The organism is Metabacillus niabensis (assembly GCF_020524345.1).
Lineage (GTDB): Bacteria > Bacillota > Bacilli > Bacillales > Bacillaceae > Metabacillus > Metabacillus niabensis_B.
This window is the reverse complement of sequence record NZ_JAIVLH010000002.1, coordinates 55,049-77,412: the sequence shown is the minus strand read 5'-3', so window position 1 is coordinate 77,412 and position 22,364 is coordinate 55,049. Positions and strand designations below refer to the sequence as shown.

The 22,364-nt window shown below is 33.3% G+C and carries 23 protein-coding genes; 11 read left to right on the top strand and 12 right to left on the bottom strand.

Features of this window, described 5'->3' with window-relative positions:
* Nucleotides 1-244: 244 nt before the first annotated feature.
* The 4 genes from LC095_RS03335 to LC095_RS03320 all read right to left on the bottom strand — a co-directional run bounded on the left by LC095_RS03335 (nucleotide 245) and on the right by LC095_RS03320 (nucleotide 3,736).
* On the bottom strand, nucleotides 245-772 hold the full coding sequence (locus LC095_RS03335) for a PepSY domain-containing protein (RefSeq protein ID WP_226526810.1): 528 nt from the start codon (nucleotides 770-772) through the stop codon (nucleotides 245-247).
* A 110-nt stretch (nucleotides 773-882) separates the two neighbouring features.
* Nucleotides 883-1,602, bottom strand: coding sequence for a PepSY domain-containing protein (locus tag LC095_RS03330; RefSeq protein WP_226526809.1), 720 nt, complete (start codon nucleotides 1,600-1,602; stop codon nucleotides 883-885).
* Between the two features lie 89 nt (nucleotides 1,603-1,691).
* Complete coding sequence (locus LC095_RS03325; RefSeq protein WP_226526808.1) at nucleotides 1,692-3,032, bottom strand: sensor histidine kinase; 1,341 nt, start codon at nucleotides 3,030-3,032, stop codon at nucleotides 1,692-1,694.
* A complete protein-coding gene (locus LC095_RS03320) occupies nucleotides 3,029-3,736 on the bottom strand; it encodes a response regulator transcription factor (RefSeq protein ID WP_226526807.1) in 708 nt (235 codons plus the stop codon). The genes LC095_RS03325 and LC095_RS03320 overlap by 4 nt, the downstream gene beginning before the upstream one ends.
* 197 nt (nucleotides 3,737-3,933) lie before the next feature.
* On the opposite strand from LC095_RS03320, the gene LC095_RS03315 reads away from it, so the two are divergent.
* The 5 genes from LC095_RS03315 (at nucleotide 3,934) to LC095_RS03295 (ending at nucleotide 8,533) form a co-directional block, all read left to right on the top strand.
* The gene (locus LC095_RS03315; RefSeq protein WP_226526806.1) at nucleotides 3,934-4,653 is read left to right on the top strand and encodes a 3-ketoacyl-ACP reductase; all 720 of its coding nucleotides are present in this window, start codon (nucleotides 3,934-3,936) and stop codon (nucleotides 4,651-4,653) included.
* Between the two features lie 233 nt (nucleotides 4,654-4,886).
* Nucleotides 4,887-5,435 (top strand): cysteine hydrolase family protein, encoded by a 549-nt coding sequence (locus LC095_RS03310; RefSeq protein WP_226526805.1) that lies wholly within the window; start codon nucleotides 4,887-4,889, stop codon nucleotides 5,433-5,435.
* Between the two features lie 107 nt (nucleotides 5,436-5,542).
* Nucleotides 5,543-7,024, top strand: a complete 1,482-nt coding sequence (locus LC095_RS03305; RefSeq protein WP_078434147.1) for a nicotinate phosphoribosyltransferase — start codon at nucleotides 5,543-5,545, stop codon at nucleotides 7,022-7,024.
* A gap of 25 nt (nucleotides 7,025-7,049) precedes the next feature.
* Nucleotides 7,050-7,871: an ammonia-dependent NAD(+) synthetase gene (nadE, locus tag LC095_RS03300; protein WP_226526804.1), complete on the top strand. Its 822-nt coding sequence runs from the start codon at nucleotides 7,050-7,052 to the stop codon at nucleotides 7,869-7,871.
* Between the two features lie 155 nt (nucleotides 7,872-8,026).
* The gene (locus LC095_RS03295; RefSeq protein ID WP_078434149.1) at nucleotides 8,027-8,533 is read left to right on the top strand and encodes an acyl-CoA thioesterase; all 507 of its coding nucleotides are present in this window, start codon (nucleotides 8,027-8,029) and stop codon (nucleotides 8,531-8,533) included.
* Between the two features lie 94 nt (nucleotides 8,534-8,627).
* On the opposite strand, the gene katA is transcribed toward LC095_RS03295, so the two are convergent.
* Nucleotides 8,628-10,082: a catalase KatA gene (katA, locus tag LC095_RS03290; protein ID WP_226526803.1), complete on the bottom strand. Its 1,455-nt coding sequence runs from the start codon at nucleotides 10,080-10,082 to the stop codon at nucleotides 8,628-8,630.
* A 567-nt stretch (nucleotides 10,083-10,649) separates the two neighbouring features.
* Here katA and LC095_RS03285 point away from each other — a divergent pair.
* Nucleotides 10,650-11,030, top strand: coding sequence for a hypothetical protein (locus LC095_RS03285; protein ID WP_319005752.1), 381 nt, complete (start codon nucleotides 10,650-10,652; stop codon nucleotides 11,028-11,030).
* A 316-nt stretch (nucleotides 11,031-11,346) separates the two neighbouring features.
* Here the strand turns inward: LC095_RS03285 and LC095_RS03280 are convergent, their stop codons facing one another.
* Both LC095_RS03280 and LC095_RS03275 read right to left on the bottom strand, forming a co-directional pair.
* Nucleotides 11,347-11,754, bottom strand: coding sequence for a Mov34/MPN/PAD-1 family protein (locus LC095_RS03280; protein WP_226526802.1), 408 nt, complete (start codon nucleotides 11,752-11,754; stop codon nucleotides 11,347-11,349).
* Nucleotides 11,741-12,604 (bottom strand): hypothetical protein, encoded by an 864-nt coding sequence (locus LC095_RS03275; RefSeq protein WP_226526801.1) that lies wholly within the window; start codon nucleotides 12,602-12,604, stop codon nucleotides 11,741-11,743. Before LC095_RS03275 ends, LC095_RS03280 begins: the two co-directional genes overlap by 14 nt.
* A 147-nt stretch (nucleotides 12,605-12,751) precedes the next feature.
* Between LC095_RS03275 and LC095_RS03270 the strand changes: the two genes are divergently transcribed.
* The 4 genes from LC095_RS03270 (at nucleotide 12,752) to LC095_RS03255 (ending at nucleotide 15,618) form a co-directional block, all read left to right on the top strand.
* Nucleotides 12,752-13,384, top strand: a complete 633-nt coding sequence (locus tag LC095_RS03270) for a hypothetical protein (protein ID WP_078434154.1) — start codon at nucleotides 12,752-12,754, stop codon at nucleotides 13,382-13,384.
* A 63-nt stretch (nucleotides 13,385-13,447) separates the two neighbouring features.
* On the top strand, nucleotides 13,448-14,002 hold the full coding sequence (locus LC095_RS03265) for a hypothetical protein (protein ID WP_226526800.1): 555 nt from the start codon (nucleotides 13,448-13,450) through the stop codon (nucleotides 14,000-14,002).
* 12 nt (nucleotides 14,003-14,014) lie between these two features.
* The gene (locus LC095_RS03260; RefSeq protein WP_226526799.1) at nucleotides 14,015-14,305 is read left to right on the top strand and encodes a hypothetical protein; all 291 of its coding nucleotides are present in this window, start codon (nucleotides 14,015-14,017) and stop codon (nucleotides 14,303-14,305) included.
* A 41-nt stretch (nucleotides 14,306-14,346) separates the two neighbouring features.
* Nucleotides 14,347-15,618 (top strand): hypothetical protein, encoded by a 1,272-nt coding sequence (locus LC095_RS03255; protein ID WP_226526798.1) that lies wholly within the window; start codon nucleotides 14,347-14,349, stop codon nucleotides 15,616-15,618.
* Between the two features lie 77 nt (nucleotides 15,619-15,695).
* Here the strand turns inward: LC095_RS03255 and LC095_RS03250 are convergent, their stop codons facing one another.
* Together LC095_RS03250 and LC095_RS03245 are read right to left on the bottom strand one after the other, a co-directional pair.
* Nucleotides 15,696-16,829 carry a DegT/DnrJ/EryC1/StrS family aminotransferase gene (locus LC095_RS03250; protein ID WP_226526797.1) on the bottom strand — a complete coding sequence of 378 codons (1,134 nt, stop codon included), beginning with the start codon at nucleotides 16,827-16,829 and terminating at the stop codon, nucleotides 15,696-15,698.
* Between the two features lie 39 nt (nucleotides 16,830-16,868).
* A complete protein-coding gene (locus LC095_RS03245; protein ID WP_226526796.1) occupies nucleotides 16,869-18,170 on the bottom strand; it encodes a nucleotide sugar dehydrogenase in 1,302 nt (433 codons plus the stop codon).
* Nucleotides 18,171-18,291: 121 nt separating this feature from the next.
* Here LC095_RS03245 and LC095_RS03240 point away from each other — a divergent pair, with 121 nt between their 5' ends.
* Entirely contained in the window at nucleotides 18,292-18,996 is a 705-nt protein-coding gene (locus LC095_RS03240) for an acetyltransferase (protein WP_413467447.1), read from the top strand.
* Between the two features lie 8 nt (nucleotides 18,997-19,004).
* Here LC095_RS03240 and LC095_RS03235 read toward each other — a convergent pair whose 3' ends face one another.
* Genes LC095_RS03235 through LC095_RS03225 form a run of 3 tightly spaced genes read right to left on the bottom strand, consistent with a single transcriptional unit; the run spans nucleotide 19,005 to nucleotide 22,300 of the window.
* Complete coding sequence (locus LC095_RS03235; protein ID WP_226526795.1) at nucleotides 19,005-19,949, bottom strand: D-glucuronyl C5-epimerase family protein; 945 nt, start codon at nucleotides 19,947-19,949, stop codon at nucleotides 19,005-19,007.
* 48 nt (nucleotides 19,950-19,997) lie between these two features.
* Nucleotides 19,998-21,203: a glycosyltransferase gene (locus LC095_RS03230; protein WP_078434160.1), complete on the bottom strand. Its 1,206-nt coding sequence runs from the start codon at nucleotides 21,201-21,203 to the stop codon at nucleotides 19,998-20,000.
* A gap of 23 nt (nucleotides 21,204-21,226) precedes the next feature.
* A complete protein-coding gene (locus tag LC095_RS03225; protein WP_226526794.1) occupies nucleotides 21,227-22,300 on the bottom strand; it encodes a glycosyltransferase family 1 protein in 1,074 nt (357 codons plus the stop codon).
* Nucleotides 22,301-22,364 lie beyond the last annotated feature (64 nt).

Genomic DNA, 22,364 nt, shown 5'->3' with positions numbered 1-22,364 from the left:
TTTTCCGTTAAATTTTCTGTATTTTTATAATATTTTTATAGAAAACGGTTACATCTATCTCACTTTTAGATAGATTGCTACATATATCATTCATTAGCAAATATCTGTAAGAGAAATTAGAGGATTTCACTAATATTTATACAATGACTTTTATATCATTGCATTTCACTCAAATTATTAAAGTCATACTTTTTCTGAACAAAAAAAGAACCTCTCAAAAACAAGGTTCAATTACTCGTTATCATTAATCATCCTGATCATCAAGTTCCAACTCAAGAATCTCTTTTGTTTCAGCATCAATCGTTATTTCCGCTTCTCCTAAGGAAGTTTTAAACTCCATATCATATACGTATCTGCCATCATCTTCATCTAATTCATTTTCATGAAGTTCGCCATCAATTTTTGTTTTTGCTATTTCAATTGCTTCCTTTTCTGTAATTATTGCTTTATTTGATACGTTTTTTGAATTGACATCAGCATCATTGTCGTCATCGACTTTTTCATCGACTCTGTTAATTTTAGCTGTTGTTGCATCAATGTATAGTTCATAATCCTTTTGATCTTTGTCAATCTCAACTTCATAGACAGGCTGTCCGTTCTGATTTTCAAGTTCCACACTTTCAATAACTCCATCAACCTTCTTTAAAGCTGCCTCTTTTGCTTTATCGATCCCTATTGTTTCATTATTTTCTTGTGCGTAGCTGTGATTAATAGCCACTGCACCACCTAATATGACTACCGCTGCTAATGAGATTGTCATCAATTTCTTCATTTCTTTTTCCTCCTTGGTTGTTTTGTTTCTTACATACTTAACTTTAACCAACCTATATGAGAGGAAAAGGAAAGGGAGATTAAAAAATGATGAGAAATCACTAAGATTTCTTAAGAATCGTCTTCAGCATCTTCCTGATCTTCCCAAGTAACCGTAATCGCCTTTTTTTTATAGGCATCTATTTGAATAGTTGCTTCTCGATCATCATCGGTTTCAATTTCAATTAAATAGTAAGGTGTTTGACCGTTACTTTCAATAAAGTCAACATCATCTACTTCGCCGTTAACCTCATCCAAAGCCAAATGTATGGCTTCTTTTTCTGATAAAAGTCTTGAAGAGGTTTTCGTTGAATTTGTAACTTCTCCTGTATAAGGATCGATGGTTAGTGTGTGTTCTTCATTTTCTCTTTGCACAATGGCCTGATAATAAGACGATGACTCAGATTGAATTAGTTCAATTGATTTGATCGTACCCTGTGATGAAATTTTGGTTTTCACTGCATCTTCCGTTAAAAGATTATCATTATGTTTATTAGGTTTTTGTTCACTATTTTTTTCTTGTTGTGTGATAGAAACAACATCTCCACTCGTAGCATGAATGACAATAAGATATGTTCCTGTTTCTGCTTTCAAGACAAAATGATATTCGTTATCTTTTTTCGTTGTTTCAATAATTTCACCCGTATATTTTTCTAATGCCCTTTCTTTCGCTTCTCCTTCTGTTAAAGCTTGAGCTTCTGATGTCTGACCCCATAGTTGAACTGTAGCAAGAAGAACCACTCCTACAATGGCAATACATCCTATAGTCATGAACCATTTCTTTCTATTCATATGTCACCTCCATTTTTTATAAGGTTTAGTATAAGATAGAAACATGAGAATTTACTGAGAAGGAAGAACAGTCTTATCGAGTTCTTTTTCTAAAAAGTTAGTATTACAGTTGTCCCTATTCCTTCGACACTTTCGACTTGGATGTGAATATTTAAAGCTTCTGCGATTTCCTTGGCCATTGAGAGTCCTAACCCACTTCCTCCTTGCTTTCTGGTTCGAGCTTTATCTATCCGATAAAAACGATCATAAATTTTAGGTAAATCATTTTCAGGAATACCAATCCCTCTGTCTGCAATACGGATACTTGGCCTCTCCCCGTTTTTCTCTATATAAATAGAAATCTTCTCTTCACTATACTTTTTCGCATTATCTAGAAAAATAAAAAGCAATTGCTTTAACTTCTGGGAATCTGTTACTGTATTAATCACTTCATCGGTATTTACTTCCACTGTTCTGTGATATGCATTTTGAAATATTTTCGATGATTCCTTCACTAGCTCTGTAATATTTACTTCTTTTTTATCGATATTCCATTTTTCATCATGTTTAGCCAATAGAAGGAGCTGTTCGATCATGTCCCTCATTCTAACAGCCTCAGAATGTATGGCTTCAATTGACTCATCCATTACTTCGGGACGTTGTTTCCCTCTTCTCTTCATTAAATCTGCATAGCTTTCAATAATCGTTAAAGGAGTTTTCAGTTCATGTGATGCATTTGATACAAATTGCTCCTGCTTTTTGAAGTTCGTTTGCAAAAGATGTATCATTTTGTTAAAGGTAATTCCCATCTCCACAAGCTCATCCCTTGATTTTTCTTCGAGTTGGATTTTTTTGAATTGTCCACTTTCCTGTATATCCTTCATTGTTTCAGTCATTCTTTTGATCGGTCGGGTGATTAAATTGCTTAAGAAATGAGTTGATAAAAGAACAGGAATAACAGAAATAATAGTGGTTGCAACTAAAACAATTCTTAAAACAGATAGAATCTCATTTGTTGTAGTTATGCTTTTTGTTACTTGCAAATTTACAATACTACCATCTGTCCAAATAATTGGACTTGAAGCAAAAGCATATTGGTTATTCTCAAACGTAATGATTTCGCTTTTTTCCCCTGCAAAATATGTTCCTTGCATATTATCTAATGTTTTTTCAGAAGACGAAGCAATCTTTGCGACTGATTTACCCTCAACTGACAATACATGAATCATTCCATCCACAGGTAAATATGCGCGCAGCAATTGGTTAGGATCTACTTGCTTTATTCCTTCACTAACTTCATTTGATACCTTCTCTGTTTCCGCTTTTATTTGTTCCAGCTCTTTTTCAATCATCATGTTGTTAAACACCATAAAAATCGATGTGTTCATTAAAAGAATAAGCAAAATAAATAGAAAGGCAGTATATAAGTTTATTTTATTTCGAAGCTTCATTTTGCTTCCTTTAATACGTAGCCGACACCACGTACTGTATGAATTAAAGGATAATCATATGGAAAGTCAATTTTCTTACGTATGTAGCGGATATATACATCAACAACATTTGTATCACCAAAATAGTCATATCCCCAAACCGCTTCTAGTATTTGCTCACGGTTTAGAACCTGCCTTTTGTTTCTTAGAAGAAATAGAAGTAAATCAAATTCTTTAGGTGTTAACTCTATTTCATGTTCACCTCTTAGCACTTCACGTGTTTTATCATTCACCTTTAATTCTCCGGCAATGAACCAGTCATCAAGATCTATTTGTTCATTTTGCTGAGGTGGCCTGGAGCTCATTCGCAAAACAGCACGAATTCTCGCAAGCAGTTCCTCCATTTGAAAAGGCTTTGTAATATAATCATTTGCTCCTAAATCCAAGCCTGAAACTTTATCTTCAACAGATCCTTTCGCTGTGAGCAAAATAACAGGGGTATACGGATCTTTTACCCGAATTCGGCGAAGAAGCTCGATTCCGCTTAATCCGGGTAACATCACATCTAATAAGATTAAATCAAAGCTTCCTTTTCGATAAACTTCCAATGCGGTAACTCCGTCCATCGCTTTTTCAATTATGTATCCTTCATAGCCTAGCTCCAGTTCAAGCAATCTTACTATTTTCTCTTCATCTTCAACAATTAAAATTGATTCTTTATTCATTAGAACCTCCTTTAATCTTTTCATTTTATCTCTCTTATATCGTTCCTTCCTCATCATATCAAATAGCAGTAGCCATTTTCTATTTTAGAACGTTTAATCATCGGCAAATTTTTATCATTAAAGCACTTCTTTTGACTTTCGATTTAGCAATATGTAAGATAAGAGCGCAAATTACATATTGAAAGGGGCCACAAAAAATGGCGCAATCTTTAAAAGGAAAAGTCGCTCTTGTTACTGGAGCCGGGAAAGGAATTGGACGTGCAACTGCAATTGCCCTTGCTCATGAAGGAGTAAATGTGGGGTTATTAGCACGAACAGAACAAGATTTAGTGGAAGTAGCGAAGGAAATTGAAGCTCTTGGAGTGAAAGCAGCTTATGCTACTGCTGATGTTTCTTCTATAGAAGAAGTAAATGCTGCTGTTGAACAACTAAAAACTTCTCTAGGTCCAGTCGACATTCTTATCAACAATGCCGGCATCGGGAAATTCGGTAAATTCCTTGAACTTGAACCAGAGGAGTGGAAGAGAATTATCGACATTAACTTAATAGGTGTTTATTATGTTACACGTGCTGTATTACCTCAATTAATTGACAAAAATGGTGGAGATATTATTAACATCTCTTCAACCGCAGGTCAAAAAGGTGCTCCTGTAACGAGTGCTTATAGCGCTTCAAAATTCGGTTTATTAGGACTTACTGAATCGCTTGCCTTGGAAGTTCGCAAACATAATATTCGCGTAACAGCTCTTACACCAAGTACTGTTGCAACTGAGTTAGCTTATAAAGAAAATCTTACAGATGGAAATCCGGAAAAGGTCATGCAGCCGGAAGATCTTGCAGAGTATATGGTTGCACAACTTAAACTGCATCCTAGAATCTTTATTAAATCTGCTGGACTTTGGTCAACAAATCCGTAATGTTTATCCATTAATGGGCTGTCCGATTATTGATAGGGCAGCCTATATTTTCTACTTTTTTAATCTTCTTAACCATAACTCCATGAAATGAATATTATTCCATATTTGATAAAATCAAGAGTTCGTGTAAAATTAAACATATTATCCATATATTTTTATGTAGAAACATCATTTATCATTGCTTTTTATTTACATCACACATTGTTTTTCATACTATTAAGGAGGTATGAGTGTTGAAAAAAGCTTTAATTAACATTGATTACACCTATGATTTTGTTGCAGAAGATGGTGCACTTACCTGTGGGAAACCAGGTCAAGATATCGAAAAGGAAATCTCATCGATTACAAAAGAATTTATAGAAAAAGATGAGTTTGTTGTGTTTGCAATTGATCTTCATGAAAAAGAGGATCATTTCCATCCTGAGACAGCATTGTTTCCACCACATAATATTCGTGATACAAAAGGAAGAAATTTATATGGAGAGCTTCAAGAACTCTACAAAAGCAACCAAGAAAAAAGCAATGTTCAATGGATGGATAAAACACGTTATAGTGCTTTTGCCGGAACAAATTTAGAAATAAAATTAAAAGAACGAGGTATCACAGAGCTTCACCTAGTTGGTGTTTGCACAGACATATGTGTTTTACATACTGCTGTGGATGCATACAATAAAGGATTTTCCATTGTCATACGTAAAGACGCTGTTGCGAGTTTTAATGAAGCAGGTCATGAGTGGGCTTTGCAACATTTTTCTTCATGCTTAAATGCTAAAGTGATTTAACATCATACTTAAATACATATTTAATGAACATATGGTCCCTCCATTTTTTCATTAAATAATGACCACTACGGTCTATGTGAAAAATTGAACGAACTTGGAGGAGAAAAATGAATACACATTACGAAGATGATAGTCTAGCTCTACATACAGACCTTTATCAAATCAATATGGCTGAATCGTATTGGGAAGATTCCATCCATAACCGAAAAGCAGTATTTGAAGTGTTTTTTCGAAAACTGCCTTTTGGAAATGGCTATGGTGTTTTCGCAGGACTTGAAAGAATCATCCAATATCTTGAGAAATTTCAATTCTCAACTAGTGACATTGAATATTTACGTGAAGAATTAGGATATAAAGATGATTTTTTACATTACTTAAGTACCCTCCGATTCACTGGAAATGTTTATTCCGTACAAGAAGGGGAAATGGTATTTGGAAATGAACCAATTATCCGAATTGAAGCCCCTTTAGCCGAGGCACAATTAGTTGAAACAGCCATATTAAATATCGTCAATTATCAGACACTTATTGCGACAAAAGCAGCAAGAATTAAGCAAGTCGTTGGTGATGATACGGTTATGGAATTCGGTACTCGCCGCGCACACGAATTAGATGCTGCTATTTGGGGAACGAGAGCAGCATATATTGGTGGATTCCACGCTACATCTAATGTAAGAGCAGGGAAGCTGTTCAATATTCCTGTTTCCGGTACTCATGCTCATGCTTTTGTTCAAGCATACAAAGATGAATATGTCGCTTTTCATAAGTATGCACGCCGTCACAAAGAATGTGTGTTCCTAGTTGATACATATGATACATTAAAATCCGGTGTTCCAAATGCAATTAAAGTAGCAAAAGAATTAGGAGATAAAATTGAATTTAAAGGAATCCGTCTTGATAGCGGAGATCTTGCTTACTTATCAAAGGAAGCAAGAAAAATGCTCGACCAAGCTGGTTTTCATGATACAAAAATCATTGCTTCAAATGATTTGGATGAATCCACCATTATCAACCTAAAATCACAAGGTGCCAAAATTGACATTTGGGGTATTGGAACAAAACTGATCACTGCTTTTGATCAACCTGCACTCGGAGCTGTCTACAAGCTGGCATCAATCGAAGATGAAAACGGTGAAATGATTGATACGATCAAAATTAGTGGAAATCCTGAAAAAGTATCAACACCAGGGTTAAAAAAGGTTTATCGAATCATTAATACGCTAAACCATAAATCTGAGGGTGACTATATTACTTTAGAGCACGAAGATCCTGAAAGTGAAGAAAAATTAAAAATGTTCCACCCTATTCATACGTTTGTGAGTAAATTCGTTACAAACTTTGAAGCAAAAGAATTACATCATCTTATTTTTGAAAACGGATCACTTGTATATGACTCTCCCACCCTACAGGATATGCAAAATTACACAAGGGCGAACTTAGAGTTATTATGGGATGAATATAAACGTGCCCTACATCCAGAGGAATACCCGGTTGACTTAAGTCAGGAATGCTGGGAAAACAAAATGAGAAACATCGAAGAAGTAAGAGAAAAAGTATCAGAAATGATCAAAAACAATAGGAAATCCTAAAATAACTTCAATTGGAGGCGTAAAAATGAGTTTACAAAAAAGAATTATGAGTGAACTACATGTAAAAGAAACGATAAATCCAAAGGAAGAAATCAAAGCACGTGTAACGTTTCTAAAAGAATACTTAAAAACAACAGGTGCTAAAGGCTTCGTTCTTGGCATTAGTGGTGGCCAGGACTCTACTTTGGCAGGCCGTTTAGCTCAAATAGCAGTTGAAGAATTACGCAGTGAAGGATATCAAGCAACATTTACGGCTGTAAGACTTCCATATGGTGTTCAAAAGGATGAAGATGATGCACAATTAGCCCTTTCATTTATTAATCCAGATAAAAGTGTTGCTTTTGACATATCTAATAGTGTCGATGCATTTGCCAATGACTATGAAAAAACAATGGGCGAACCGCTCTCAGACTTTAACAAAGGTAATGTAAAAGCACGAATAAGAATGATTACTCAATATGCGATTGGCGGCCAGAAAGGATTGTTAGTTATTGGTACAGATCATGCTGCAGAGGCTGTTACAGGATTTTTCACAAAATATGGTGACGGTGGTGCAGACTTGTTACCACTTACAGGACTAACAAAGCGTCAAGGTAAACGTCTGCTACAAGAATTAGATGCTCCAGAACGCTTATATCTCAAAATACCAACTGCTGATCTACTGGACAACACTCCCCTGCAGGCAGACGAAACAGAGCTTGGTATTACATATGACCAATTAGATGACTTCCTGGAAGGAAAACAAGTCGACGCTGAAGTAGCTGAAAAAATCGAAAAACGCTACCTGATTTCACAACATAAGCGCGAAGTACCTGCCTCTATGTTTGATGAATGGTGGAAAAAATAAATAAGACCATACAAAAATACTCAAGATGCAGTGTCTCTTGAGTATTTTCATTTTAAAAGACAATGTTAGAATGTAAAACAAATAAATTGACGATGTTAAGAAAAGAGCCAATAATGTTTATATGATCCCATCAAGTTACGTCAGGAGAGAACACGATGACAAATATTGAAGAAAAAACATGTAAAGAGTCCCTAGTTATTAAGACAAGTAGAGTATTTCCATTAGATACAAATAACCATAATACATTATTTGGTGGTAAATTAATGAGCTATATCGATGATGTTGCCTCGATTTCAGCAGCCATGCATTCAAGATGTGAGGTTGTAACAGCCTCGACAGACTCTGTTGATTTCTTAATTCCTATCCGCCAAAGTGACTCTGTTAGTTTAAAATCGTATGTATCGTCTGTTGGCCGTTCATCTATGGAGGTTTTTGTTAAAGTAATTGCTGAAGATTTAAAAACAGGTGAACGAAAGCTTGCAGCTACATCCTTTTTAACTTTTGTAGCACTAAATGATCAAGGCAAACCCCAACAAGTTCCAAGAGTCATTCCGGAATCAGATGAAGAAGTCATGCTATTTAATACAGCAAAACAGCGTAGAAACGTCCGAAAAGAACGCCGTGAGCATAGTGAAGCTTTCGCTAATGTAGTGACGTTATAGATCGTAAGTCAAAAAAAATGCATCCAATTGTTGGATGCATTTTAACATGAGAATAATTGAGAATAGTTTGAGAATTGAAAATTAGTTTAAATCATTATTTTACTTCAGCTGGAACAGCTAAACCTAAGCCTTCAGCTATACGAGTTCCGTATTCCGGATCTGCTTTGTAGAAATGTCCAATTTGACGTAATTTAATATCGTCTCTTTCAACTGGTTTCATTGCAGCAACAATATTAGACACTAAGTGTGCGCGTTGCTCTTCAGTCATAAGGCGATATAAGTCACCTGCTTGCGTGTAGTGATCATTATGATCATATGCTACACTTTCAGCTACTCCGGATACCGGATATGCAGCTTGTTTGTTTTCTGGTGTTTCAGTTGGACCACCCAAGCTGTTTGGCTCATAATATACTGATTTTCCACCATTATCATCAAAGCGCATTTGGCCATCACGTTGGTAGTTCTTCACTTCATTTTTCGCACGGTTAATCGGTAGTGCCTGGTGGTTAGCCCCAACACGGTAACGGTGTGCATCATGATAAGCAAATAGACGTCCTTGAAGCATTTTATCTGGTGATACATCAATACCAGGAACTAATGTACCAGGTGAGAATGTTGCTTGCTCAACCTCCGCAAAATAGTTTTCAGGGTTATGATCTAACACCATACGGCCAACTTCAATTAATGGATAATCTTTTTGAGACCAAACTTTTGTAACATCGAATGGATCCCATTTATAAGTATTCGCATCTTCTAAAGGCATAATCTGCACATATAATTTCCATGCAGGGAAATCGCCTTTTTCAATTGCATTAAATAAGTCTTCTGTATGATAATCTGGATTTTCACCAGCAATTTGTGCTGCCACTTCAGGAGATATGTTTTTAACACCTTGTTCTGTTTTGAAGTGATATTTAATCCACACTCCATCACCTTCTGCATTTGTCCACTTAAATGTATGACTTCCAAATCCATGCATATGTCGTAATGTCGCCGGAATTCCACGATCAGACATTAAGATTGTTACTTGATGTAAAGACTCTGGAGACAATGACCAGAAATCCCATACTGCATTAGGGTTTTTTAAGTGTGTTTGTGGATCACGTTTTTGCGTATGAATGAAATCAGGGAATTTAATCGCATCACGAATAAAGAATACCGGTGTATTGTTACCTACGATATCATAATTTCCTTCTTCAGTATAAAACTTAACCGCAAATCCACGTGGGTCGCGAACTGTATCTGCTGAACCATTTTCACCTGCAACTGTTGAAAAACGAATAAATAATGGTGTACGTTTTCCTACTTCAGAAAAAAGATTTGCTTTCGTGTATTTTGTCACATCATTTGTTACTTCAAAAAACCCGTGTGCTCCTGCACCTTTCGCATGAACCACACGCTCAGGAACACGTTCTCGGTTAAAATGTGCAAGCTTTTCTAAAAGGTGTACATCTTGCAATAATGTTGGGCCACGATTTCCTGCTGTAATTGAGTTCTGGTTGTCCCCTACTGGAGCACCCCAGCTTGTAGTTAGTCTGTTATTAGTCATTTAAGAATCACCTCATATTTTGTTTGGCTATGAATCTATAATAACATGTCTCAATTAAAAATCAATACTTTTTTATAATAATTATAATTTAATAGTTAAAATTATATTTAATCTATTATAAAAACATGCCTGAAACACTTAACTTCTCTATATTATTTTGATAAGGATTGAAATATGACAACTATAATTTATTCTGTTTATAATCAATTAATATTTATCAATTATCAATTACTTTTACAAATTTATCTAATGTTATGTAGCATTAAGTTTATAATGAATATTTAAGTTTACATAATAATGTTATTGTATTTTTAAAATGGTTATTACAACAAAAATAAAAAACAATTATCTTTCACTCTATAAATACAAGTCTAAGTATTCAAATATCAAAGTGTCTGAAAATTCATATCAATCTTTTCAACCTTGTTTAACAACAGAAGATTTAACATTTTTAAATATGGGCATTTGCTGTTGCACTCCCACAATAACCTACATACCTTTATAAAGATTACTTATTTCTTTCTGGTTGGTGATATGAAAGAAATCAATAAGGAGTGTTTGTGAAACATGTATTCATACCCCTATGTTTATAAAAATGAGCTTGTATCAAAATTCTATTATGGAAATCATTTGTCAAATCCTCTCTCTTATACGCTTTACCATAATTCAGATCAACGTCAACCGAACCTCGAGAGGAGGATAACATCGCTTGAGCGTCAATCTGATCGTCAAACTAAAGAGCTAACCAGGCTTAATAATGAAATAAAAAGATTAAATGAAGAAAATCGCAGGATGAACCGTGAAATAACCCGCTTAAATGAACAAGTCAATCGTGTTAATAATAGAGTTGAACAACATACTCGAAGACTAAACCGTCTTAACCAAAGGTTACGTGCAGTAGAAACTAAATTCAGTCTACCTTTCACTCCAGATGATGGTGGCTTCTAATCTAAAATAAAAGCATTAGTTACAATAGGGTGAATTACACCCTATTTTTTGTTTCATTAAACATAAGAACACATATTTAAATATCAATTGTAATACAATTACATCATTATTTAATTCTCTTAAAACAACAGCCTCCTCTTATAACACCTTTGGTCTTAGAAGCAGTTCTCTTCACATTTCTTTTTTTTCTATTTATGATTATAGGTTTACTATTATTGTCCTGGCTGCCCTCACTCTTACGATAATTACCCAAAAGTATCCCTCCATAAAATTCTTTTCTATATATTATAAACAGTGTTAATCTTTATGGATTGGACTAATTGACAATTAATATTGATTCAGTAGAACTTCGATTTTCTATTACATAACATTTTGTAATTGGATTTACTTTCTTAAATGAGACAATAATCATTTTCACGTCTTGATATGGATGATTGATTAAATCAAACTTAGAAGGGATAGGGGATGTTTTTGGGTGTGAATGATAGATACCTAGTACAATTTCTCCCTTATGAAATATTTTATTAAATGTTTTTTGAACGCTTTCCTTTCCAACAAAATAACGTTTTTCAGATTTAGATTCATTTTTCAATTTCCATACAGAAGTAACTTCACCATTCACTCCTGAAACTATACCGCATGCTTCATTTGGAAGTTCCGTTTTGCAGTGTTGTATCATTTCTTCAAATACATATCGAGGAAATGTTAAGTTATTTTTTTTCAAGGTCTTTACCTCTATGCACTGAGGGATTTGACTCTTCACGGCCACCCAGTTCTTTTTGTTGTTGGATTTCTTGTATGCTCGAGTCGTTGTTCATATTTGAAGTCGGTTTGAATGTAAGGTTATTTGTATGTTCTGAAGCTACAATTGAGTTTCCTAACGCTTTATTTTTAGATACATCCTTTGCTTCGTCTTTATATTTGTTCCTCAATTCTATTCTCTTTGGACCTGTAGGTGGTAAAAAACTTGCTTTTTGTGTCTTTTTAGAAACACCATGATAAAAATTTGCAATATCATTGCTAATTAGTTCGGGAACTTTAGGATAAAGATTTTTAGAAGAAATTGAAGTATGAATGATGTTTCTTAATTGTTGGTAGCTATTGGGATGTAGAATTTCATTCTTATTTACTTTATTACTATTTATTATTACCTTTAATTCTGACAATTCTTCTTTTATTTGATCAACTGTGGATGAATCCATTAATTGCTTACCAATTTCATTTTTAATTACCTCTTTTATACCTCGAATTACCTCATCTTGATCCTTATTTACCAATGTCTCCATACACTTTTGTAAATCAGTGATTGTATGATCCATTTTATTCATTTTCTCAGAAAGAGTTTTAACATTTTCCATCAATTCTTTTGTTTGACTGTTATACTGTTCAACAGCTTTTCTTAATTTTTCTTCTATCTTTAACATTTGTCCTGTTATAGATTGATGCTCAAACTTCATAGATAGGTAGTCATTGGCGACATTTCCTGATTGCGCTGTTTCTAATGTTTGTTTAAAAATAGATAGCTTTTGTTTTAAATTTTCAATACTGTTAATTTTCTCTTCGAATCTATCCAAATTTTTATCCCCCCTTTAGATATAGTCATTTTCCCTTGAGACATTAACACAATTTTACATTTTGATCCTTCTATTAAGAACCAATTTTACTACTATTCATATGCTACAAATGTATAGAAATTATCTTAATTCGGAGGTGTTTGCAATATGCAAGCAAAAAATTTAACAGGAGGACAGGAGCTCCTTTGCATTAACACGACAAAGGTATATGACTGGATTCTAAATGAGGCAACATTTGATTTAACATTTACTGATGAAACTCTTCCTATTGTTGGTGAGGACCCCTTAACATGTGATGAAATTACAGGTCCCGTTACAGTTGAAGTTACACCTGGTCCAGTCGAAGTTCTAAATCGTGAAGATAGAGAATTTGTAATTGATGGAGCGTTAGTCACTCTTCAATTGGTCACAATTCGAAAGAACTTCACTGTAACATTCTTCTTCCCAACTGCAACTGGTACTGAGGTCGCTTCGTTTGATTTCGCACGCTGTGAACAAGTTGTTTTATGTGCACCAGAAGGTACAGACATTGAAGTTACGTATAGTGAATTAGACAGCTTTATTTGCTCATTTGAATGTGATTTTCTTACAGATACATTCGATGCTCTTGTAACAGTCCGTACATGTCAAAGCATTCAGTCAACTTTCCCTGTAACACTTGAGATTGTTGCTGACTTCTGTCAACCTAGAGACATTCTACCAACACCAGCTTGCCCGACACCTACAATGCCGCCACAATGTCCGGTACTATTCCCTGATAATGGTGATGACGGGGAATAATTGTGCATATGGATAGAGAGAGGAGATGATCCTCTCTCTATTTTTACTGAAGGAGTGCCATTCATGAAACAAAACAACTTGTTAAAACTTCAAGAAATGGTGAAGGAACACGAACATAAGACAATAAATTACTTAAATGAAATAAAAAAATTAATTAATGAATCAAAAAAGGATAATAATGATGTTCAATTAATTAGCTATTTTACATATTCGGTAAATATTTCACATCGTTTGGACGATGAGAATTTAATTATCGGTTCATATATTATCCATAACATTGGACAGAAACAAATTACAAACCCTTATATTTGTTTACAATTTACCCAAAGCCATCCTTTTCAATTGTCAGGCAAAATCATTAGCGCGAAGCAACAAAATTCAAATATAACGGACGGCTGGGAACGGCTAAACAAATCATCAGATAAAGATGTGTACTTTCTAAAGCCCATCAATAAAAATAACATTAACCCTTCTCAAATGATTTCTTTTCAAAACTTCCAATTAAAATGGCTTCCCTCAAAGTCCTATACAGGAAATATATTAGGATATTGCTATAGCGATGAATTTAAGGAAGGTATACCTGCCATAAATTCTATTAGTATTAGCGGAAATAGTTAAGGGAGGGATTTGATGGTGTTTAATGAGGAAAATGAAAAATTGATAGACGAATTAGCTAAAAGCATTGTCCAGGAATTAACAAATCTTAAAAAAAACGACAACAGTTCCATTCATATAGAAGGAAATACCCTATTACTACTTATTCTATACTTATTTAATACTCGTATATCCTCAAAAGATATGAGTACAACAACTAAAGATATGATTATTTCTGATGAAATTATTGAACAATTTGAGAATATGATCGATAAGACCGAAGACAAGTTTGAAGAAATTATCAAAATACTTAAGACAAATACCTAAATAGTTCCTTTTGTATTTGAAGTCAAATGGGAGTGATAACAGTGGAAAACACTATGCTTCAGCAAAAGCTTATTCATATGAAATCAGAACTTAGTAGGTATAAAGCACAAGTGGAAGACTATGAAAACAACTATCATTATTCACAATTAAGAAAACTAAAGCATGCGAATGCGAACCTTCTTGAAGAAAAAAACTCAATATCATTGCAATTAGATATAACTAAGAAAAAAATTGAAGAATTACAAAATAGCTACCAATTGCAAGTGGGTAAAAATAAACAACTAGAATTTGAATATATCCAAACTTCTACAAGATTAAAGAAAGAAATAGAGACATTGATAGAACAAGACGTAGAAAAGAACAAAGAAATCTCTTATTTAATAGAAAATAAATCTAAATTAGAAGCTATAAACAATAAATTAAAAGCAGAGCTATATTCTCTAAAAAATGAAATAGTAAAAAAACAAGAAATAGTAAATGAAATAGAATTAAAATATACTAATCTACAAAAGGGAAATCAAAAAATCTCACTAGAATTAAGAGAGTATCGTGCGAATTACGAAGAAGCATTATTACAGTATGAAAACATCAATATAGAGAAAACAGAAATCGAACAAAAACTATTAGACTTAACGAATGCTGTGAATAATGAGAAAATGAAGCTAAAAACAGAGATAGAAACAAAAGAAATCTCTATTGAAAAACAAGCTGGAGAAATTAATCAACTTAAGGAACAAATTGACTCAACTAAATTAGATCGTCAACAATATGAGGAGTTAATTAATATAAAAGATAAAGAAATACTTCAAAAGAATAACGAATGTGATTTTCTTAAAAACATCATTACGAAACTAAATGAAGATAAACTCCAGGTGAGAACAAACGGGGAACAATTACAGGAACAAATTTACCAATTAAAAAAAGGAAATGAACAAATACTTCAAACACTAATCGAAACGAATAAAGATAAACATGAACTTAACGATATGAAAACTATCTTACACTCGATTTCAAATGAAATATATGCATTTAAATCTGGCCACTCTAAAATAAATGAGCAGATTGAGAAGGTTCAACAAGATATTGATTCATTTATACCGAAATTTGAGTTCATTACATCTGCAAACGATGACACGATGGTCTTATTACAAATTGAAAAGCAAATAAAAAACCTAATAAATGAATCGATTGACTATGAGATAAAATTAGACACACAAATTGTTAACCTGGACAATCTTGAAAGAAACGTTCAAGAAGTAACTGAGGAACTAATGAAAATAGAAAAAGATAAGAACGAAGATCAACATTTTTAAAAAAATTAAAAACTACATTATGTAGTAATGTTTAACCGTACATCTGTATGTTAGAAGATAGCTGTCAGAATTGACAGCTATTTTGATCCTTTTTCTTCAAGAAATTCATTCACACAATTAATAATATTCTCCTGAATTTCTCTCGACATGGTTGGTGAGATCGGTAGAGCTAATATACGTTTAGCTATAGTTTCGGCTAGCGGAAAATCTCCCTCTTTATAATTTAAATAGCTAAATGCTTCTTGGAGATGTAATGGGACAGGATAGTATATAGCTGAAGAGATCCCTTTTTCCAATAAATAAGCGGAAAGTTCATTACGCTGATCTAATTCAATACAATATTGATGAAAAGTATGTTCCCTATTTTCATATATCTTAGGTTTTTTTAAAGATTTATGAATATTTTCTGTATAGTTTTTCGCAATTTCTTTTCTCAAATGCAGAAAAACATCGAAATATTTCAATTTCACTAATAATATAGCTGCCTGTATTTCATCAAGTCTACTATTCATCCCTATTAAAGAATGCAGATATTTTTTATCACTGCCATGATTACGTAGCATAAACATATTTTTGTAAAGATCTTTATTATTTGTAACAACTAAACCAGCATCTCCAAAAGCTCCTAAGTTTTTTGATGGAAAAAACGAAAAGCAGCCAATATCACCAATAGAACCTACCCTTTTCCCCTGATATTCTGTCCCTATAGCTTGACATGCATCTTCGATTACCTTTATGTGATGTTTTTTTGCTATTTCCATAATTTGTGACATCTTTGCAGAAAGGCCAAATAAGTGAACAACTATAATCGCTTTCGTCTTGGGAGTAATGGCTTTTTCCATTTTGTAAGGATCAATATTATATGTCTCCTCATCTATGTCAGCAAATACTGGTTTAGCTCCAGCTTGGGCAATGGCTTCAGCTGTTCCAAAGAAAGTGAATGGTGTTGTAATGACTTCATCACCAATACCAATACCTAGTGCTTTCAATGCAATATATAATGCATCTGTACCGTTTGCTACTCCCAGTGCATAAGATACGTTTAAATAGCCTGCTAACTCATGTTCAAGCTTTTTACCCTTTTCTCCTAACACATATGCTCCACTTTCAATTACGTCTGTTACAGATTTTATTATCGACTGACCCATTAAATTAACTTCTTCCTTTAAATCAACCATTGGGATAAAATTTTGTTGGTTTTGTTCTTCCATTATATTACCTCCTTCCATCTTCACTACCTCTCTTAATTTTTATTTACCTATGCCAGAATAACGCATTCCCAATTCTTCGATTTTCTCTTTTGATAATTTATTTCGACCATCATATACAAATGTACATTTCGTGAAACTTTCAAAATCTATTTTTTTAAATTCGTCATGATAAGCTTGAAGAATGATGATATCAATTTCAGAAGAAACTGTTTGATTATTGATATCAAATGGAATTACATCATATTTTATTATTTCTTCATTTTCAAACAAAGGATCTGCTACAAATACCTGGACATCTTTTTCTTTCAGGATTTCGATAATTGCCAGTGATGTAGACTTTGTTGTCTCCTTTACATTTTCACGATAAGATAAGCCCAAAATAAGTATATTCTTTTTTTGGAGTGATCCCATTTCTTTCTCAATTTTTGAAATGGCATAATCAGACATACTATCATTTATTTTTCTTGATAAAGGTGTCAGACCTTGAACTAATCCTTTATTAATAAAAAAGTAAGGATATATCGGAATGCAATGGCCTCCCACCCCAATACCCGGTTGATGGATATGTGAGTATGGCTGACTATTACTTGAATCAATTACTTCCAATATATTAACATTCATATTATCTGCAAATTTTGCTAGGTCATTAGCTAGAGCAATATTAACGTCTCGGTAGACACACTCTGCGACTTTGGCAAACTCTGCTGTTTCTAATGAACTTACCTCAATGATTTCACAATTAAGCGTTTTTTGATAAAATGCTGATGCTCTCTTTAAACTTTTCTCTGTTAGACCACCAATTATCTTGGGATAATTTTGTAAATCCTCTATGATTCTATTTGAGTAGACTCTTTCCGGACTATAAGCTAAATCAAAATCAGTACCTATTCGTAATCCTGAAACTTCCTCTATTTTTTTTCCAAATCTATTTCTTGTATCTCCTGGCGGCAATGTTGTCTCAAAAATTACCAGGGTACTCTTTTTAACCCCTTTCGCAATTTCTTCTACTGCAGAATCAATATACCTATAGTCCACGTGATTCTTATCATCTATTAATACAGGAACTATAACGATTACAATGTCAGATTGAGCTACAGCTTCTGATGTTTTTGTAGTGGCAATTAATGTTTTATTATGATGAGCATTAGCTACTAATTCCTCTAGACCCGGCTCATTTTTCACATGACTTATTCCATTATTTACGGATGATACGACTTTTGGATCAATGTCTGCCCCTAATACTTTACAACTGTTATTTGCAAATACTGCTGCCAAAGTAAGACCAATTTTACCAAGACCAACTACAGCTATATTATGCAATAATTGATTTTCAGCTATCACTTTGTCTACCTCTTTTCTTTGTTAATTAGTTCCTTATCATTAGTCTATGTAAAGAAAAGTAATCTGATTGGACTTTCATTTTGAAAAAGAGGCTTATTTTTAGAAATTCAATTCATTTTATATGCATAATATTATGATCTACAAATATCATAAAATAGGATCTGTAAAGCCTTTATTATTAAGAGGTGATGAAATAATGAATAATGTCGCTTTAATTGGTGAAGGTGGTCACTCTTCAGTAGTGATTGACATTATTAACCTGCAGCAAAAGTATAAGATTTTCGCTGTATTTGATGATAAGTATCATACTCTTCAAAAACATAACAATTGCTACTATGGACCTGTTAGTTCAATGAAAGATCTAAAGAAAAAAAACAATTTTAAGATCATAGTTTGTATTGGGGATAATAAAATTAGAAAGAAAATAATAAACCAATTAAATATTAGTCTTGAAAGTTTTGAAACTTTTATTCACCCTTCCGCTCAAATAAGCAATAAAACCAAAATTGGCAAAGGTACAGTTATCATGCCAAATGTTGTGATAAATGCCAACTCAAATATTGGTAACCACGTTATCTTAAATACGTCATGTGTTATAGAACATGATAATGATATACAAGATTTTGTCCATATTTCCCCTTCAGCAACTCTTACTGGCAACGTTAAAATCGCCGAAGGGACACATATTGGAGCAAATGCAGTCCTTATTCCTGGTGTATCTGTTGGAAGATGGACTATTATTGGTGCAGGATCAACGGTTACACAAAATATAACTGATGAGTGTACAGCAGTTGGTTCGCCAGCCCGAATTATTAAAGGAATTTAGTTGTATTCCTAATTTCTTATATAAGACGCCCACAAATTCGCAAAATCCCTTAAAATTTTATCTCCTGTGACTGTATAAAGAGCATGTAACAAATATATATGAATTGGATGGTAAGTTGCATAGATTTTAGGATCCATTTTATAAACAATATGAGCTAAATCATATGTTGAATATCCACCAATGTCATAGTATCGAAGAATTTTCTTAGTCGTTTTTATTCCTTCATAAAAATACTTCTCTGCAAGCAGTGCATGTTTTTTGTTAACACTTAATGTTACTTTCCACCAATCATACAGACCAAGAAGGGTAAATAAAAATCCGTTCAGCGTATAAGAAGAAGGTTCAACCGGATATTTTTCGAAAATTAAATAGTTAGTTAGAGACTCATCAATATCTTTTAAACTCGTTAAAGTACCCCCTTCTTCAATTGGTTTTAGAAGAAAACCTAAACATTTATTCCCTTTATTAATATATTTCTTATTATTAGTAACTTCAAAGGCGCGCGCATATGCACTTAATGCTTGACCTTGTGCCATCCCAGATATCCAACCTGGTTTAAATACTTTCCTATAATAATGAAAAGTGAAAGGAAAAGGCAAAGAACCATTGGATTCCTGCAGTTCAGTTAATAGGTCAACAGCTTTAGAGAATTGAGATACAGTGACTTCTCCTCTTTTATACCTTCCATGAAGTGTGAGCGCAAACTGACTTACCATGATAGGATTGTAGTAATAATCGTTCCCATATTTGACTTTAGGTATTCCGGCTGGATCAAATAGAATGGATTGGCTTTCAATATATTTTTTATTAGCGCCCCAATTTAAATAATCTTCTGTTGGATTGTAATTTTTTATATAAGAATGAAAATTTTGCCTTCCTTTATATTCTACAAGTGTATCATCTACTAATTTTTGATAGTTAGCTTTATAAGTGAAAGGTGGCCAATTTTCCACTGTATACACCTCTTCCAATAAAAACATTAGTTTTATAATATTTTCAGTCTATCTGTTTTTTGATATAGCTTTATTCATCACATTAGCAAGTTGTGATGTTAGCTTTTTTCTACTATAATTTTGAATCTCACTAACATTCGGTGTGAATGTACCTGTTTTCGTTTTCCATTCTTGATATGCTTTCTTAATATAGTCAATCGACTTTTCAGGGTAAGAAGAATCTATGACGGTGCCTGTTGCAGTTTTTCTAATAATATCTGCTGGAACCCCTTTAGGAGGTACTAATGCAAGGATTGGTTTCTTTAAGTTGATTAATTCAAATATTTTACTTGTTACTGTTTGATTTCCTTCTTGAGGGTTAATTAATAATAGTAAAAGATCTGCAGAAGCTGCCATATTTAAGGCATCACCATGGTGGATATACCCTGTGTTTTTTGTTATTTTTGTTAATGTCGGTCCAATGTTTTTAACAGGGTCACCAACTATTAATAATTCAATTTCATGTGGGTTTATTACTTTTCTAGTTAAAGCTTCTTCAAGAAGAGTAAAAAATTTCATTGCAAATGACTTTCTAATTCCGTATAAAGATCCCATATAACAAATTGTAAATTTTTTATTACTTGATCTTACTTTTAAATTTGTAAAATCCATTGGATCGTACCCATTCATGATTGTATGAAATTTATTTCTAGGTAGCCCCCCTGATAAATTATTTAATATATCACATATATGATCACTTACTGAAATAACACCATCTGCAACAGATAATACATGTTTTTCTAGCCTTTGATTATAATTTGTTAGTTCTGCATCAAAACGTCCTTTAATGAATGGGTTTGTCGTCCATTCGTCTCTAAAGTCAGCAACCCAAGGTGTATTCGTGCGCTTTTTTAAATTTAATCCGATAACATGTGATATATTTGGTGGAGCAGTTGTATAGATTACATCAATATTTTCTTTTTCAATTATCTGAAGTCCTGCTTTAATAGCTTGAGGGTACCATCCCTTTTTGAAATCTTCTTCTCTTACAAAAGGATTACCCGGAATTACTTCACAATTTGGTAATCTTATTACTTTACAATTGGCTGGAATTTCATTGAGCATAGTAGGATCTTTTCTTATATAGTTTGATTTTTCAGGAGCAAGCACAATTGGTAAATATCCGAAAGAAGGTAGATATTTAACAAATTTTAATGTACGCTGACTAGCACCTATTGGTGGGAAAAAATAACTGATGATCAATACTTTTTTCATATAAATAATCCTTTCTGAATCGTTTATAAACTGTTATAAACTGTTATTAACTGCCTTGCAATTTTTTCTGGAAGGTGGTTATTTTCAGCATAGATCCGTCCTTTTACACCAAGCTCATACCTTAATTTAGGATTCTTTATTAAATCATAAAGTTCTTTCTCTATCGTATGGGGACTAGCTGAAATGACCGGAAGTCCTGATGGATACTTTTGTTTTAAGTCATCTCTTACATAAGAAATAACAGGTTTCCCCATAAGCATGCTCTCTATTGAAACTGTTCCGTAAATCCCTAATCGGAGCTGATCAACAACTATATCTGCCTTTTTATACCAGTTAACTACTTCTGCATTTGACATATTTTCAATAAGTTTAAAATCAAAGTCTACTTTCGTTTTCAAATTATCAATGGCCTTTAAAATGAATTCAGTACCTTTAATTCGGCGATCACTTGGTGCATGAACAATAAGCGGTCTAGTATTTCTTTCACTTGGATATAATGGTTGGAAATTACTGCCCTCTACAGATGCTCGAACAATATATATTTTCTTAAAATAACCATATACATACTCTAAAAGCTCATGATCAGGCACAATGGCTGTATCAATATACTGAGACACATTTGCGAGTCTAGACGTAATAAGGTCTTCATTATAAAGTTTTACAATTGCAAAAGGATTTTTCTGTTTAGCAATGGAAAATCGTCTAACTTCTGAGCCCCAATAACTCATGATCATTTTCTTTCCCATTTTTTTCAAAAGCGGTAAGTCTGTATAAAAAGCACTTGTAAATGACTGTCCTCCATGAAAATGAAAAATATTATAATAATTTATTTTCTTCTTAGCAAAAGCATTCATATATTTTTTCCTTTGATTAACAGGTATATTAGATATCGGAGAGGGAATATCGATGGGATATTTAAACTTTGATTCATAATAATTACAAAAGGATGAAGAAACACCTAATTTTTTTAGTTCTAAAGATTGTGTGCTCATTTGACCTGCAGGATTATATGGTAAATGCAGAACACGACCTATTCTTTTTAAATCAATCTGTTCTGATGGTTGCGGGATAATGACCTTACTGTTTAGCTTTGACATGTTCCTTTCTCCTATCTTTATTGATGTTCACTCCTATTGACAGGATACGAAAATTAAGTGATAT

Bases quoted from the DNA above. Each gene is read 5' to 3' on its own strand.
- LC095_RS03265 (WP_226526800.1), top strand. From the start codon at position 13,448: ATGAAACAAAACAACTTGTTAAAACTTCAAGAAATGGTGAAGGAACAC.
- LC095_RS03335 (WP_226526810.1), bottom strand. From the start codon at position 772: ATGAAGAAATTGATGACAATCTCATTAGCAGCGGTAGTCATATTAGGT.
- LC095_RS03230 (WP_078434160.1), bottom strand. From the start codon at position 21,203: ATGAAAAAAGTATTGATCATCAGTTATTTTTTCCCACCAATAGGTGCT.
- LC095_RS03270 (WP_078434154.1), top strand. From the start codon at position 12,752: ATGCAAGCAAAAAATTTAACAGGAGGACAGGAGCTCCTTTGCATTAAC.
- LC095_RS03295 (WP_078434149.1), top strand. From the start codon at position 8,027: ATGACAAATATTGAAGAAAAAACATGTAAAGAGTCCCTAGTTATTAAG.
- LC095_RS03225 (WP_226526794.1), bottom strand. From the start codon at position 22,300: ATGTCAAAGCTAAACAGTAAGGTCATTATCCCGCAACCATCAGAACAG.
- nadE (WP_226526804.1), top strand. From the start codon at position 7,050: ATGAGTTTACAAAAAAGAATTATGAGTGAACTACATGTAAAAGAAACG.
- LC095_RS03260 (WP_226526799.1), top strand. From the start codon at position 14,015: ATGGTGTTTAATGAGGAAAATGAAAAATTGATAGACGAATTAGCTAAA.
- LC095_RS03240 (WP_413467447.1), top strand. From the start codon at position 18,292: ATGCATAATATTATGATCTACAAATATCATAAAATAGGATCTGTAAAG.
- LC095_RS03315 (WP_226526806.1), top strand. From the start codon at position 3,934: ATGGCGCAATCTTTAAAAGGAAAAGTCGCTCTTGTTACTGGAGCCGGG.
- LC095_RS03305 (WP_078434147.1), top strand. From the start codon at position 5,543: ATGAATACACATTACGAAGATGATAGTCTAGCTCTACATACAGACCTT.
- katA (WP_226526803.1), bottom strand. From the start codon at position 10,082: ATGACTAATAACAGACTAACTACAAGCTGGGGTGCTCCAGTAGGGGAC.
- LC095_RS03250 (WP_226526797.1), bottom strand. From the start codon at position 16,829: ATGGAAGAACAAAACCAACAAAATTTTATCCCAATGGTTGATTTAAAG.
- LC095_RS03320 (WP_226526807.1), bottom strand. From the start codon at position 3,736: ATGAATAAAGAATCAATTTTAATTGTTGAAGATGAAGAGAAAATAGTA.
- LC095_RS03285 (WP_319005752.1), top strand. From the start codon at position 10,650: ATGTATTCATACCCCTATGTTTATAAAAATGAGCTTGTATCAAAATTC.
- LC095_RS03330 (WP_226526809.1), bottom strand. From the start codon at position 1,602: ATGAATAGAAAGAAATGGTTCATGACTATAGGATGTATTGCCATTGTA.
- LC095_RS03325 (WP_226526808.1), bottom strand. From the start codon at position 3,032: ATGAAGCTTCGAAATAAAATAAACTTATATACTGCCTTTCTATTTATT.